Here is a 13618-nt window from a genome sequence, read left to right as displayed (position 1 = left end):
AGCATAGGGACGTTTTTACTTACGATGCTGCACAGGTTTTCTTACCTGTCAGCGTTGAATGGGAATCTGGCTTGCGAGGGAAGATGCCCGTGAGATCGCCTTCGCCGGCAAGCCGGCTCCTACGGGTATGAAGGCGATGTGGCTGTAGGAGCTGGCTTGCCAGCGAAGAGGCCCGAGAGTCAGCCTTCGCCGGCAAGCCGGCCCCTACGAGGGAAGCCGGCTACGGGGTGTCGGTGGCGGCGTCGGGCTCCAGCAGGCGGGCGCCCGGGCCGGCGTCTCCCAGGGCATCTCCATAGTTGCGCAGCGGGCACCCTTCCATGGACAGGCAGCCACAGCCAATGCACTGGTTCAGCCGCTCGCGCAGCAGGCTCAGTTGGCGGATGCGTTCGTCCAGTTCGCGGCTCCACTGTTCCGACAGGCGCTGCCAGTCCGCGGCAGTGGGCGCGCGGTCGGCGGGCAGGGTCGCCAGGGCCTGGCCGATCTCTGCCAGGGGAATGCCCAGGCGCTGGGCCACCTTGATCAGCGACACCCGGCGCAGCTCCGAACGTGGGTAGCGGCGCTGGTTGCCCGCGTTGCGATGGCTGTGGATCAGGCCCTTGGTTTCGTAGAAATGCAGCGCGGTGACGGCTACGCCACTGCGGGCCGACAGTTGGCCGACGCTCAGCTCTTTATGACGGGAGTCGGGTTCGATCATCAGTGGACCTCGGGAGGAAAAATACGCTTGACCTTGACTTAACTAGAGGTTTTACCCTGCGGCGCATTCAACAGCAATATTCTGTTTGCCCCCAGTGGAGAGTGATCCATGAGCGCCTTTGAAAAGACCCGCAGCTTTACCCAATTGATCGAGTTCGAGATCGAGCCCCATCAGCAACAGGCCCTGGTATCGGCCCTGGCCGAGCAGACCGAGCGCCTGGCCCAGGGCTATGGCGGTTTTCTGAGTGCCAGCGTGCAGGCCAGCGACGATGGCCGGCGGGTGCTCAATTACCTGCAATGGCAATCCCGGGAAGCCGGCGAAGCGGCGTTCCGGCGCTTCGAGAACGGCGAGCAGGATTTCTGGCAGTTGATCCTCGCCCACCAGGCCAAGACCGTGACCTTCGGTTCATTCCAGGTGCGCAGCAGCATCGCCCGTAGCCACGACAATGCCTTGCACTGCGACCTGCCGGGCTAGATCGACAGTTGCAGGGTGCGCTCGTTGGGCGCATCGATGGGGCGCCGCTTGTTCACCGCCAGTTCGCCGATCTTGATCAGCCGGGTCCGGGTGACGTTGCGGCTCAGGCCCAGCAGGTTGGCGGTGTGCACCTGGTTGTAGTGGCTGAAGCGGTAGGCCGCGCGCAGCAAGGCATCCTCGACCTTTTCGTGCAGGGCCCCGGCCTGTTCGGCGAAGAGTTTTTCAAAGGCCCGTTCCAGCAGGGCCTCGGCAGAGTCGTCGTGGCTCGGGTGGCTGTCGTCGGCGCGTTCGATGCGCATGTTGGACAGGCGCAGGTCGTCGCGCTGGATCACCCCGTTGCGGCAGATCAGCAGGGTGTGGTGGATGACGTTTTCCAACTCGCGGATGTTGCCCGGCCAACTGTAGCTCTTGAGCTTGTGCTCGGCCTCGGGGCTGATGCTGATGCTGCCGTAGCCCAGGCGCTGGCTGTAGGCCTCGATGAAGTGCCGGGTCAGCGGCAGGATGTCGCCGGGGCGCTCGCGCAGCGGGCTCAGTTCCAGGCTGACCACGTCCAGGCGGTAATACAGGTCTTCGCGAAAATGCCCGGCGTTGATGGCCTTTTCCAGTTGCACGTTGGTGGCGGCCAGTACGCGCACATCGATGGGAATGCTCTTGCGCGAACCCAGGCGCACCACTTCGCGCTCCTGCAGCACCCGCAGCAGCTTGACCTGGATGGCCATGGGCAGGTCGCCGATCTCGTCGAGGAACAGGGTGCCGCCGTCGGCCTCTTCGAACCACCCGGCCTTGGCGCTGAGGGCGCCGGTAAAGGCGCCTTTCTCATGGCCGAACAGTTCCGCCTCCACCAGGGATTCGGAGAAGGCACCGCAGTTCACCGCCACGAACGGTCGGTTGCGCCGGGCACTGAGGTTGTGGATATGGCGCGCCACCAGCTCCTTGCCGGTCCCGGTTTCGCCAATGATCAGCACGCTGGCTTCGCTCGGTGCCACCTGTTGCAGGTGCGCCAGCAGGGCCTGGGATTTCGGGTCCTCGAACACCTGGGCGGTGGCGCGGATCGAGGTCGCCAGGGCGGGCGAAGGGGGTAGGGTCAGAAGCTGCATCGGCACTCTCCGTCGAACAGAAGGCTAGGAGTAGAAAGTCGGGGTTGGCAGGGACTGGTTCAGCGCCCAGTCGCCCAGCTCATGAAGCTTGTAGTCCAGCGGGTCGTGCAGGGTCTGGGTGCGCAGGTTGCGCCAGTGCCGGTCCAGGCCCAGGGAGGCGTGGGTCGAGCGCGCGCCGGTGACTTCGAACAGGCGGCTGCACAGCTCCAGGCCCTGGCGGCTGGCGGCGACCTTGGCGGTGGCGATGGCCGTGGCCAGGTGCCCGCGCTCTTCGGCGCTGAGGGCCGGGCCCTTGGCCCAGGCCTGGTCCAGCAGCGCGGCGGCCCGCTCCACCAGCAGGCGGATGCCTTCCAGGGCGACCCAGAATTCGCCGTAGTGGCTGAGTATGTAGGGGTCCTGGCGCACGTCCTGGGCGCTGGACTTATGCCAGACCCGGGTTTCGCCGAGGGTGTACTGCCGGGCTTCTTCGAAGGCGCCTTCGGCGATGCCGAGGAACATGTGGGTGAAGGTCAGTTGGGCGATCAGCGGGCGCAGGCAGGCGAATGGCGTGCTCAGCGGGCCGGGGTCCAGCAGCAGTTCCGACTCCTCCACCCGTACCCGTTCGAAGGTGGCGCTGCCGCTATCGGTCTGGCGCTGGCCGATGTTGTTCCAGTCATGGTGCAGGGTGATGCCGCTGCGGCCACTGGGGATCGCGGCGATCAGCAACTTGCCGCCATTGCTTTCGTCCACTGCCGAGGCAATGAGCATTTCCGAGTCGCTGGCACCGGAGCAGAAGCTCTTCTTGCCGGAAAACTCGCGCCAGCCCCCCAGGTTCCGGACCACGGTGCGGGTGTCCAGTGGGTTCAGGGCGTTGCCCCAGAACCAGTTCTTGCGTGCGGTCTGTTCGAACCAGGGTTGCCACTGTTCGGGTTTGGCGAACAGGCGCACGGTGGCCAGCATCAGGTGGTGGAAGCCGAAGACATGGGCGATGGAGCTGTCGACCCGGGCGAATTCGCGGACGATGTTCAGCGTCTCGCTCCAGGGCGCGCCGAGCCCGCCGAACTGGCTGGGAATGCTCAGGGCCAGCAGGCCGCTTTGGCGCAGCGCGTCGCGCTCGGCCTTGGGGGTGCCGCCGCGCTCGTCGCGTTCGACGGCGGTCAGGGCAAACTCGGCGGCCAGTTGGCGGGCGGTCTGCAGGGGGGACAACAGGGCGCTTTGCGGTTTGGCAGTCACGCGGTGTTCCTCGTTCGTGGCCGTTGTGGCGGCCGGGAAAAGGTGCTGCGAGCTGCAGGAGCTGGCTTGCCAGCGAAGCGGGCCGGAAGATCGCCTTCGCCGGCAAGCCGGCTCCTGCAACAGCATTGGGGATTTCAGCGGCTGTTGGGCAACACGTCGTTGGCGATCATTTCGCCGAACGGCCCGGTGAGGTTGGTGACACCGCGGCCGGCCAGGCTGGCATAGGGCTCCGGCAGCAGCGGGAACACCAGCTCGGCGAAGCGATAGGCTTCTTCCAGGTGCGGGTAGCCGGAGAAAATGAAGCTCTCGATTCCCAGGTCCGCGTACTCCTTGATGCGCTCGGCCACTTGCTGCGGGTTGCCCACCAGGGCGGTACCGGCGCCACCGCGCACCAGGCCGACCCCGGCCCAGAGGTTGGGGGCGATCTGCAACTGGTCGCGGCGCCCGCCGTGCAGCGCTGCCATGCGCCGCTGGCCTTCGGAGTCGAAGCGGGAAAAGGACTGCTGGGCGGCGGCGATGGTGTCGTCGCTGATGTGCTCGATCAGCTTGTCCGCGGCTTTCCAGGCTTCGTCCTCGGTCTCACGCACGATCACATGCAGGCGGATGCCGAACTTCACCGTGCGGCCCTTGCGCGCTGCACGTTCGCGTACGTCGGCCAGTTTCTGCGCCACCGCCGCCGGTGGCTCGCCCCAGGTCAGGTAGACATCCACCTGGTCCGCCGCCAGTTCATGAGCGGCCTCGGAGGAACCGCCGAAGTACAGCGGCGGGTAGGGCTTCTGCACGGGCGGGTAGAGCGCCTTGGCGTTCTGCACATGCAGGTGCTTGCCTTCGAAGTCCACGGCTTCGCCTTGCAGCACCCGACGCCAGATCTGCAGGAATTCGTCAGTGACTTCATAGCGTTCGCTGTGGCTGAGGAAGCTGCCGTCGCCGCGGTTTTCGTCCGGGTCGCCGCCGGTGACCACGTTGATCAGCAGGCGGCCGTTGGACAGCCGATCCAGGGTCGCGGCCATGCGCGCGGAAACCGTGGGGGAGATGATCCCCGGGCGGATCGCCACCAGGTAGCGCAGGCGTTCGGTCAGGGGCACCAGGGCCGAGGCGATCACCCAGGAGTCTTCGCAGGAGCGCCCGGTGGGAATCAGCACACCGTGATAGCCCAGGCTGTCCGCGGCCTGGGCCACTTGCTTGAGGTAGTTGAGGGTGACCGGGCGCGCGCCCTGGGCAGTGCCGAGGAAATGGCCGTCGCCGTGGGTCGGAAGAAACCAGAACACATCCATGACAGCTCCTCAGGCGATTTTCAGCAGGTGGGTCGGGTGGGCGCGAAACAGCGGCGCGGCCCGTTCGGCGGCGAGCTGGATGCGCGCTTTGAGCAGGTCGCTGGTGATCTGGTAATTGCTGAAGTCGGCCTCGGTGGCGTACACGCCGATCGGCAGGGTCAGGGCCTGGAAGAAACTGAACAGTGGGCGTAGCTGGTGATCCAGAACCAGGGCATGGCGTTCGCTGCCACCCGTCGCGGCCAGCAGCACCGGGGTATCGATCAGGGCATTGAGATCGATCAGGTCGAACAGGTGCTTGAGCAGGCCGGGATAGGAACCGCGATACACCGGGGCGGCGACGATCAGCAGGTCGGCGTTCTCGATGGCCTGAAGTTCGGCTTCAACCTCGGCCGGCAGTTCCTGGCGCGACAGGGCGGCACCCACCGGGCGGGCGATATCCCCCAGTTCGATCAGGTGGGCGTTGAAGGACAGGTGCCCGGACAGTTCAGCCAGCAGGGCCTGGGTCAGCACCAGGGTGCGCGATGGGCGCCAGGTTCCACCGGAAAGGGCTACGACGTTCAAGGGGCGGGACATGATCAGTTCCTTTTTAAACAGTGGCTCAACGAGCAGTGGCAGGTCCCGGGCTCTGGAGCAAGAGCTGTACCAAAGACTTGCAGCCCTTGTACGGCGCGGTTTTGCGCTGATCTGCAGTTGCCGGGTGCTGTTGCCCAACCGCTGTTTTGTTGATCGGCTGTTGCCTGGCCAACAGTTGCTCTGGCAACAGTTGGCGGGCGAGATGGGACTGTTATAAAGGCTTGTTGTTATTCCTTAAAAGAGCTTGTTTTCATATTTATAGAGCTTTATGGAATATAAGGGTGAGCAGCGCCCTGGCCTTGGAACGATCGATAGCCACTATCGAGCAGGGTGATTTTTGCCGCTGATGGCGCGCGAGTAGCCTGTGTCCATTGTTCGCAACCCGCCCCAGGTGCTCGCCATGAAGGCTTTCTCTGCTGTCTTGCTGTTGTTGGTTTCCAGTGTGCTGGCCGGTTGTGCCAGCCCCGGTGCACCGGAGTTGCGGCCCTATACCGCGCAGGAAACCCGGGAGCTGGCTATGGAGGCGTTGAACCGGCGCGGTTTGTCCTTCGATGAATACCAGCAGAAAAAGGCCGAGTTGCTGGGCCGCCCGGCGAGCTTCGACAGCCAGGGTGAAATGAGTGCGCAGCGCAATATCAGTCGCCATCAACCTGCCAGTTGAGAAGAACTGTACTGGTCCAAGTTTTCAGCAACTGTCCGTGGGTTTCAGCCTGAGGCTGGGTTAGGGTCGAGGCCTGATCGACCTGCCCCGGACCTTGCCCCCATGAGCCTTTCCCCTGACCTGCTGTTGGCCTTCGCCCTGTTTGCCCTGGTCACTTCCATCACGCCCGGTCCCAACAACACTATGTTGCTGGCCTCGGGGGTGAACTTCGGCTTCAACCGTTCCATTCCCCACATCCTCGGCATCAGCTGCGGCTTCTTTGTCCTGGTGCTGGCGGTCGGCCTGGGCCTGGGCGCGGTGTTCGAGGCCTACCCGCTGCTGTACAGCGTGCTGCGCTACGTTGGCGCAGCGTACCTTTTGTACCTGGCGTGGAAGATTGCCCGTTCCGGGCCGCTGTCCGATGAACAGCAGCACCATGGCCGGCCGCTGGGCTATTGGGGCGCCGCGGCGTTCCAGTGGGTCAATCCCAAGGCCTGGGTCATGGCAGTGGGGGCCATCAGTACCTACACCCCGTTGCAGGGCTACTTCACCAATGTGCTGGTGATTGCCGCGGTGTTCGCGCTGATCAATGCGCCCACGGTGAGCCTCTGGGCTGCGTGCGGCAGCCTGCTGCGCAATGTGTTGCGCAACCCGCGCTGGTTGCGCCTGTTCAATCTGTTGATGGCTGCCTTGCTGGTGCTTTCCCTGGCACCGCTGTTGTTCGAAAAGATGAGTTGAACGGCGCTTCATGGCGCTGCCTCGAGCCTGTAAGCTGCGATGCAGGAGCGTTCCTACGCACTTTTAAACGAAGATGTTCTTCTTTAACTGCATCCGATCGGGTATTGCTCAAGGCCAGCATTTGCCGCGCCGCCTATACACGGCGCGTGGCTGCCTCGCCTTTTTGCCAGCATATGCCGACCCTGGAACAAGCTCTGCGGGTTTTCAGTCATGAACAAGCGTCCTCTTTATTTCGACTACGCCGCCACCACGCCGGTGGATGAGCGAGTCATTCAGGTCATGCTGGAGTGCCTGGGTTTCAACGCCCATTTCGGCAATCCGGCGTCCAGTTCACACGCCTTTGGCCGGGAAGCGCGGGGTTACGTCGAGCGCGCCCGGCAACAAGTGGCACAACTGGTCGGCGCGCAGCCCGAGCAGATTGTCTGGACCTCCGGCGCTACCGAATCCAACAACCTGGCCCTCAAGGGGGTGATGCAGGCCCGGGGCGTGAGCGGCGGCCATGTCATCACCAGCCAGATCGAACACAAGGCGGTGCTCGACACCGCCCGGCAACTGCAGGAGGCCGGGGTCGCAGTGACCTACCTGGTGCCGGATGCCGATGGCCTGATCACCGCGCAAGCGGTCAGCGAAGCCCTGCGCGACGACACCTTCCTGGTGTCGCTGATGCTGGTGAACAACGAACTGGGCACCCTCAACGACATTCCGGCCATTGGCCAGGTGGTGCGTGAGCGTGGCGCCCTGTTGCATGTGGATGCCGCCCAGGGTGCGGGCAAGGTGGCCATCGATCTGGCCCGGTGGCCGGTGGACCTGATGTCGTTCTCGGCCCATAAGCTATATGGCCCCAAGGGCATCGGCGCGCTGTATGTCGGGCCGCGGGCGCAGCAACACGTGCAGGCGCAGATTCATGGCGGCGGCCATGAGGGCGGCTTGCGCTCCGGAACCCTGGCCACCCACCAGATCGCGGCCATGGGCGCCGCCTTCGCCCTGGCCGGCGAACTGTTCGAGGAAGAAACCGCCGCCATCGTGCGTCTGCGCGGGCGCCTGCTGGAGCAACTGGCGGGTATCGCCGGCCTGCGCTTGAATGGCAGTGTCACCCAGCGCATTCCCCACACCCTGAGCCTGACCTTCACCGAGGGAGGTTTTGATGGGGCGGCGTTGGGCGCGGCCCTGGCCTTTTCCGCGACTTCGGCCTGCAACTCGGCAAGCAATGCGCCTTCCCATGTATTGCTGGCGCTGGGGCATGATGCCGGGCAGGCCGCACGGACCATCCGCTTGAGCCTCGGGCGTTTCACCTGCGAACAGGATGTGGATCGCGCCGCTCAACTGATCCAGGCGGCGACCGCCTCAGCCCCTGCGTTCTGGGCCACAACACAACCTTGAGGGTCGAGTGACTTCGATCTTCCATAACAATGATTAAGCCGGTTAAGGAGACACAATGAGTACCCAGCCTTCGACCAATGGAGTGGTCCCCCAGCGCTTGGCGCATGTCCGTCAGCTGATGAGCCGCGAAGGCATTCACGCCTTGCTGGTGCCCTCGGCCGACCCGCACCTGTCGGAATACCTGCCGGGCTACTGGCAAGGGCGCCAGTGGCTGTCGGGGTTTCATGGGTCGGTCGGGACCTTGATCGTGACCGCTGACTTTGCCGGCGTATGGGCCGACAGCCGTTACTGGGAGCAGGCCACCAAGGAACTCAAGGGCAGCGGCATCGAACTGGTGAAGTTGCAACCGGGCCAGCCCGGGCCCCTGGACTGGCTGGCCGAACAGACCCCGCAAGGTGCGGTGGTGGCGGTGGACGGCGCGGTCATGGCCCTGGCTTCGGCCCGTACCCTGGGCAGCAAGCTGCAGGAACGCGGGGCCAGCTTGCGTACCGATATCGACCTGCTACAAGAAGCTTGGGACGACCGCCCGTCATTGCCCGATCAGCCGGTCTATCAGCATCTGCCGCCCCAGGCCACCCAGAGCCGGGTCGAGAAGCTTGCGGCGTTGCGCGCAACTCTCAAGGAGCGTGGCGCCGACTGGCATTTCATCGCTACCCTCGATGACATTGCCTGGCTGTTCAACCTGCGCGGCGCCGATGTGTCCTTCAACCCGGTGTTTGTCTCCTTTGCCCTGATCAGCCAGCAGCAGGCGACCTTGTTCGTGGCCTTGAGCAAGGTCGATGAGGCATTGCGCGCGCAACTGGAGGTGGATGGCGTCAGCCTGCGCGACTATTCAGAGGTGTCCGCGGCCTTGCAGGCAGTGCCGGAAGGCGTAGCGTTGCAGATCGACCCGGCGCGCGTCACCGCGGGCTTGCTGGAGCACCTGAACCCCGGGGTGAAGCTGCTGGAGGGGCTCAACCCCACCACCCTGGCCAAGTCGCGCAAGAGCCTGGCGGACGCCGAGCACATTCGCCAGGCCATGGAGCAGGATGGCGCGGCACTCTGCGAATTCTTCGCCTGGCTGGACAGCGCCCTGGGGCGTGAACGCATTACCGAGCTGACCATTGATGAGCGCCTGACGGCCGCCCGTGAACGGCGCCCGGGTTATGTCTCGCTAAGCTTCAATACCATTGCTGCGTTCAACGCCAACGGCGCCATGCCCCATTACCACGCCACGCCTGAAGAGCATGCGGTGATCGAGGGTGATGGCCTGTTGCTGATCGATTCCGGCGGCCAGTACCTGGGGGGCACCACCGATATCACGCGCATGGTGCCGGTGGGGACGCCGAGTGCCGAGCAGAAGCGCGATTGCACCCGGGTGCTCAAGGGCGTTATCGCGCTGTCCCGGGCGCAGTTTCCGCGGGGCATTCTGTCGCCGTTGCTGGATGCCATCGCCCGGGCGCCGATCTGGGCCGAAGGTGTGGACTACGGGCACGGCACCGGGCATGGCGTTGGTTATTTTCTCAACGTTCACGAAGGCCCGCAGGTGATTGCCTATCAGGCCGCAGCGACGCCGCAGACCGCGATGCAACCGGGGATGATCACTTCGATCGAACCCGGGACCTACCGCCCTGGCCGCTGGGGCGTACGAATCGAGAACCTGGCGCTCAACCGTGAGGCGGGCAAGACCGAGTTCGGTGAGTTTCTGAACTTCGAAACCCTCACCCTGTGCCCGATCGATACCCGTTGCCTGGAGCCATCGCTGCTCACCGAGGATGAGCGCGAATGGTTCAACGGCTATCACGCTGAAGTCCGCCGGCGCCTCAGCCCGCTGCTGGAGGGCCCGGCCCTGGAGTGGTTGCAGGTTCGTACTGCGGCTATCTGAGGAAAGATGTCACCCGCGCAAGGCGGGTGACGTCACGCGATGGGTTCCTGGCAATGGCGCGGCCGCTGCCAGGGACAGGGCAGGTTACGGCGCGTTCAAGGCTTCGCGGACGAAATCCAGGCGGTCCTGGCCAAAGAACAGTTCGTCTCCCACGAACATGCTGGGCGCGCCGAACACCCCTTTTTGCAACGCCTGTTCGGTCTTGTCCTTGAGGGCGGCCTTGACCTCTTCGTCATTGCTCAGGTCGAGGATCTGCTGCGGGTCGAAGCCACCTTGTTCCAGGACCTGGGTGATGGTGGCCGGGTCGTTGAGGTTGCGTTTGTCCACCCAGAGCGCACGGAACAGGCAGTCGAGGAATTCACCGAAACGTTCCGGCAGGCGCAGTTGAACCCCGGTGGTGGCGCGCATCAGCAGCAGGGTATTGATGGGAAAGTGCGGATTGAAGTTGAGCTCCACCCCATAGCGCCGGGCAAAGCGCGCCAGGTCGTGCAGCATATACCGGCCCTTGGCGGGAACACTGATGGGGGAGGCGTTGCCGGTGGTCTTGAAGACCCCGCCCAGCAGCATGGGCTGATACACCAGCTGGCTATCGGTTTCGGCGCAGATTTTTGGCAGTTGGGTATAGGCCAGGTATGAGGTAGGGCTGCCCAGGTCGAAGAAGAACTCCACCTTTTTGCTCATGTTTCAGACTCCTTGATTGTTGTTATTGGAGAAGGCCTTACCAGCGTTCGTTCCACGGGCGCAGGTCCAGCTCGAAGGTCCAGGCGTCCCGGGGCTGGCTGTGCAGGTACCAGTAGTTTTCGGCGATATGCTCGGGGTTGAGGATGCCGTCCTGGTCCTTGAGGGCGTATTTTTCGGGAAAGCTGGTACGGATGAAATCGGTGTCGATGGCACCGTCGACGATGACATGGCCGACATGGATGTTCAGGGGGCCCAGTTCCCGCGCCATGCTCTGGGCCAGGGCGCGAATGCCGTGCTTGGCCCCGGCGAAGGCGGCAAAGCCGGCGGCACCGCGTACGCCTGCGGTGGCGCCGGTGAACAGAATAGTGCCGCGTTGGCGCTTGGCCATGCGCTTGGCCACTTCCCGGGCATTGAGAAAGCCCGAAAAGCAGGCCATTTCCCAGATCTTGAAATACTTGCGTGCGGTTTCTTCAAGAATGCTGCAGGGCACATTGGCGCCAATATTGAAGACAAAGGCCTCGATAGGGCCGATCTGGGTTTCGATCTGCTCGATCAGTGCGATCACGTCCTCCTCTTTGCGTGCATCACAGCCAAAACCATGGGCCTGGCCGCCGGACTGCTGGATGGCGTCCACCAGGGGTTGCAGTTTGTCCGCGCTGCGGCGGGTCATGCAGGCAACAAAGCCTTCGGCGGCGAAACGCTTGGCAATGGCACCGCCGGTCGCGTCGCCGGCACCCACTACCAGTACGACTTTGTTCTTGTTCAAGGTTGCAGTCATGGGAGGTTCGCTCTTTGGTAAACGATCGTTAACTAAACGAACGTTATGCTATGATTTTTCCGTCGTCAAGAAAACTTGGGAGCCCGTCAGGGAATGCGTTATTCAGCCAGTCACAAGCAGGAAACCCGCGAGCGTCTGCTGCAAAGCAGCGCGGCGCAGGCCAAGAACGAAGGATTTTCCACTGTGGGGGTGGATGCCTTGATGAAAGCCATTGGCCTGAGTGGCGGGGCTTTCTATAGCCACTTCACCTCCAAGGACGAATTGTTCAGCTCGATTGTCGAGCGCGAGTTGAGCCAGAGCCTGGCGCGCCTGGGCGGGGAGGGGCAGCAGAATCAGGAGAAGTTGCGTCGCTGTCTGAAGCAGTACTTGAGCGTGGCGCATCTGCAACAGCCGGGTGCTGGCTGCGCACTGCCGGCATTGGGGGCGGAGATTGCCCGGGGGAGCCTAGAGGTGCGGCAGGAGGCGCAGGACTGGATATGCCGCTTGCACCAGGCTTGGGCGCAGACTCTGGGCAGCGAAAGCCTGGCCTGGTCGATCCTGTCCCAGTGCGTTGGCGCGTTGGTGGTAGCGCGAATGCTGGTGAACCCCGCCATTCAGCATCAGGTACTGGCGTCCAGCCATGAGCAGATCATCGGGCAGCTGGAGCGGCTGCCCGCAAGTTGACCGGCAAGGCTATTTGCAGATGACGATCATGCTGCGGCTGGTGTAGCCGGCAGGGTTCAGGCCGAAGGGGTAGTCGCCTGGGTCTTCCACGGCATCACCGGACTTGGCGATGAGCTTGTAGCCTTTGGGGCCGCAGGACTCAGTCGCCTTGGTGTAGCACTTTTCCCAGGAAGAAGATAAACCCGAGCAGTTGATGTGGAGTCCTTTCTTGCCCCGTTTGACTTCGGTTTTCGCGGTAGCCGCGCAGCCTGCAATTGCAAGTACGGCCAACAGTATCAAAAATCGTTTCATCCCCGTCCTTATCGCTAGCCCCGGATCTGGCGTCCGAGTGTGACTGCATTACCTGTCGTCTTTTGCGTGTGCGATATCCCTGTCCGGCAACTCCCTGGGCGACGTTGAGTAGCCGGCTAAACATGGCCTAAATGAGCACCAATTACCAGAGTTGAATCTCAATCAACTGCAACTATTGGTTTGGCCTCGCGGCGCATGGTCATGGTGGCGCCTACGGAAGCCAGGATGATGCAGGCGATTGCCGTCCACTGGGACAGGGACAGGTACTCGTGGAGGAACAACAGGCCGGAAAGCGCGCCGAAAGCGGGCTCGATACTCATCAGGGTGCCGAAGGTACGGGCTGGCATGCGAGTCAGGGCAACCATCTCCAGGCTATAGGGGAGGGCTGTGGACAAGATGGCGACTCCCAGGGCAACCGGGATCATGGAGGGGGTCAGTAGTGCGGCGCCGGCATGGACTATGCCTATGGGTGCAACAAAGAGAGCAGCAATCATGACGCCCAGGGCGGCGGTCTGAATGCCGTTCTCGGCTCCGGCCTTCTGTCCGAAGAGTATGTACAGCGCCCAGCAGACCCCGGCCCCCAGTGCATAGCCTGCACCGACCAGGTCGATGGCTGTTTCTGTGGCTCCGGTGGGAATAAGCAGTAGCAGCCCGACGATCGCCAGAGCGATCCACAGGAAGTCTATGGCCTTGCGTGACGCATAGATGGCGACTGCCAGGGGGCCTGTGAACTCGAGGGCGACGGCGATGCCCAGAGGGACACTCCTGAGGGACATATAGAAGAGGAAGTTCATGCCGCCCAGGGCCATGCCGTAGATGATCACGGTGCGCAGGGTGTTGGTGGTGAACTTGGCGCGCCAGGGTCTTAATAGAAGCAGCATGATGATGCTGGCGAAAATCAGCCGCAGGGTTGTGGTTCCTTGTGCGCCAACGATTGGGAACATGCTCTTGGCCAGTGAGGCTCCTGACTGAATCGAGGCCATGGCAATAAGCAGCAGCCCCACCGGAAACAGGGTCGAGGCAAGGCTGCGCGGTTGGTCATTCATGCAAGGGGTCATCCAGAGTGTTGGGGGAGGTGCACCTGGAACATGATGCTCAACTAATCACGGATGAGCAATATAGTGCGCATGGTCTTTTTTACGCCTCTATATAGAAGCTGCGAATGGGCTGTTTTGCGGCTGATCATAGAAAATGCAAATTAACCCTTGACGGCAGATTCTACAGGTCTATAATTCGCCCCACTTCCGGCGCAGTCGAAA

The 13618-nt window shown here is 63.1% G+C and carries 15 protein-coding genes; 6 read left to right on the top strand and 9 right to left on the bottom strand.

Going from position 1 to position 13618, the window contains the following annotated elements:
- Positions 1-220: 220 nt before the first annotated feature.
- Positions 221-694 carry a redox-sensitive transcriptional activator SoxR gene (gene soxR / locus AC1RCO_RS26960; protein WP_065365507.1) on the bottom strand — a complete coding sequence of 158 codons (474 nt, stop codon included), beginning with the start codon at positions 692-694 and terminating at the stop codon, positions 221-223.
- Between the two features lie 108 nt (positions 695-802).
- Between soxR and AC1RCO_RS26955 the strand changes: the two genes are divergently transcribed.
- Positions 803-1168, top strand: coding sequence for an antibiotic biosynthesis monooxygenase (locus tag AC1RCO_RS26955; protein WP_011062435.1), 366 nt, complete (start codon positions 803-805; stop codon positions 1166-1168).
- On the opposite strand, the gene AC1RCO_RS26950 is transcribed toward AC1RCO_RS26955, so the two are convergent.
- The 4 genes from AC1RCO_RS26950 to msuE all read right to left on the bottom strand — a co-directional run bounded on the left by AC1RCO_RS26950 (position 1165) and on the right by msuE (position 5324).
- Positions 1165-2265: a sigma-54 interaction domain-containing protein gene (locus AC1RCO_RS26950; RefSeq protein ID WP_011062434.1), complete on the bottom strand. Its 1101-nt coding sequence runs from the start codon at positions 2263-2265 to the stop codon at positions 1165-1167. The two genes, AC1RCO_RS26955 and AC1RCO_RS26950, sit on opposite strands and share 4 nt — an antisense overlap.
- A gap of 24 nt (positions 2266-2289) precedes the next feature.
- Positions 2290-3477: an acyl-CoA dehydrogenase family protein gene (locus AC1RCO_RS26945; RefSeq protein WP_011062433.1), complete on the bottom strand. Its 1188-nt coding sequence runs from the start codon at positions 3475-3477 to the stop codon at positions 2290-2292.
- A 134-nt stretch (positions 3478-3611) separates the two neighbouring features.
- Positions 3612-4751 carry an FMNH2-dependent alkanesulfonate monooxygenase gene (gene ssuD, locus AC1RCO_RS26940; protein WP_011062432.1) on the bottom strand — a complete coding sequence of 380 codons (1140 nt, stop codon included), beginning with the start codon at positions 4749-4751 and terminating at the stop codon, positions 3612-3614.
- A 9-nt stretch (positions 4752-4760) separates the two neighbouring features.
- The gene (gene msuE / locus AC1RCO_RS26935; RefSeq protein ID WP_015636469.1) at positions 4761-5324 is read right to left on the bottom strand and encodes an FMN reductase; all 564 of its coding nucleotides are present in this window, start codon (positions 5322-5324) and stop codon (positions 4761-4763) included.
- A 400-nt stretch (positions 5325-5724) separates the two neighbouring features.
- Here msuE and AC1RCO_RS26930 point away from each other — a divergent pair, with 400 nt between their 5' ends.
- The 4 genes from AC1RCO_RS26930 (at position 5725) to AC1RCO_RS26915 (ending at position 9946) form a co-directional block, all read left to right on the top strand.
- Positions 5725-5985 (top strand): hypothetical protein, encoded by a 261-nt coding sequence (locus AC1RCO_RS26930; protein WP_019092950.1) that lies wholly within the window; start codon positions 5725-5727, stop codon positions 5983-5985.
- A 102-nt stretch (positions 5986-6087) separates the two neighbouring features.
- Positions 6088-6702 carry a LysE family translocator gene (locus AC1RCO_RS26925; RefSeq protein WP_015636467.1) on the top strand — a complete coding sequence of 205 codons (615 nt, stop codon included), beginning with the start codon at positions 6088-6090 and terminating at the stop codon, positions 6700-6702.
- Positions 6703-6912: 210 nt separating this feature from the next.
- Positions 6913-8082, top strand: coding sequence for a cysteine desulfurase family protein (locus AC1RCO_RS26920; RefSeq protein WP_053159622.1), 1170 nt, complete (start codon positions 6913-6915; stop codon positions 8080-8082).
- A gap of 55 nt (positions 8083-8137) precedes the next feature.
- Entirely contained in the window at positions 8138-9946 is a 1809-nt protein-coding gene (locus AC1RCO_RS26915; protein WP_015636465.1) for an aminopeptidase P family protein, read from the top strand.
- Positions 9947-10030: 84 nt separating this feature from the next.
- Here the strand turns inward: AC1RCO_RS26915 and AC1RCO_RS26910 are convergent, their stop codons facing one another.
- Both AC1RCO_RS26910 and AC1RCO_RS26905 read right to left on the bottom strand, forming a co-directional pair.
- The gene (locus AC1RCO_RS26910; protein WP_011062426.1) at positions 10031-10627 is read right to left on the bottom strand and encodes a 2-hydroxychromene-2-carboxylate isomerase; all 597 of its coding nucleotides are present in this window, start codon (positions 10625-10627) and stop codon (positions 10031-10033) included.
- 37 nt (positions 10628-10664) lie between these two features.
- Complete coding sequence (locus AC1RCO_RS26905) at positions 10665-11405, bottom strand: SDR family oxidoreductase (RefSeq protein WP_183001558.1); 741 nt, start codon at positions 11403-11405, stop codon at positions 10665-10667.
- A gap of 93 nt (positions 11406-11498) precedes the next feature.
- Here AC1RCO_RS26905 and AC1RCO_RS26900 point away from each other — a divergent pair, with 93 nt between their 5' ends.
- On the top strand, positions 11499-12068 hold the full coding sequence (locus tag AC1RCO_RS26900) for a TetR/AcrR family transcriptional regulator (RefSeq protein ID WP_011062424.1): 570 nt from the start codon (positions 11499-11501) through the stop codon (positions 12066-12068).
- Between the two features lie 9 nt (positions 12069-12077).
- Here the strand turns inward: AC1RCO_RS26900 and AC1RCO_RS26895 are convergent, their stop codons facing one another.
- Together AC1RCO_RS26895 and rhtA are read right to left on the bottom strand one after the other, a co-directional pair.
- Entirely contained in the window at positions 12078-12359 is a 282-nt protein-coding gene (locus AC1RCO_RS26895) for a hypothetical protein (protein ID WP_457820017.1), read from the bottom strand.
- Between the two features lie 158 nt (positions 12360-12517).
- Positions 12518-13405 carry a threonine/homoserine exporter RhtA gene (rhtA, locus tag AC1RCO_RS26890; protein ID WP_492618219.1) on the bottom strand — a complete coding sequence of 296 codons (888 nt, stop codon included), beginning with the start codon at positions 13403-13405 and terminating at the stop codon, positions 12518-12520.
- Between the last annotated feature and the right edge of the window lie 213 nt (positions 13406-13618).

The organism is Pseudomonas sp. GW823-FHT03E05 (assembly GCF_058796855.1).
This window is presented reverse-complemented; position numbering and strand designations above follow the sequence as displayed.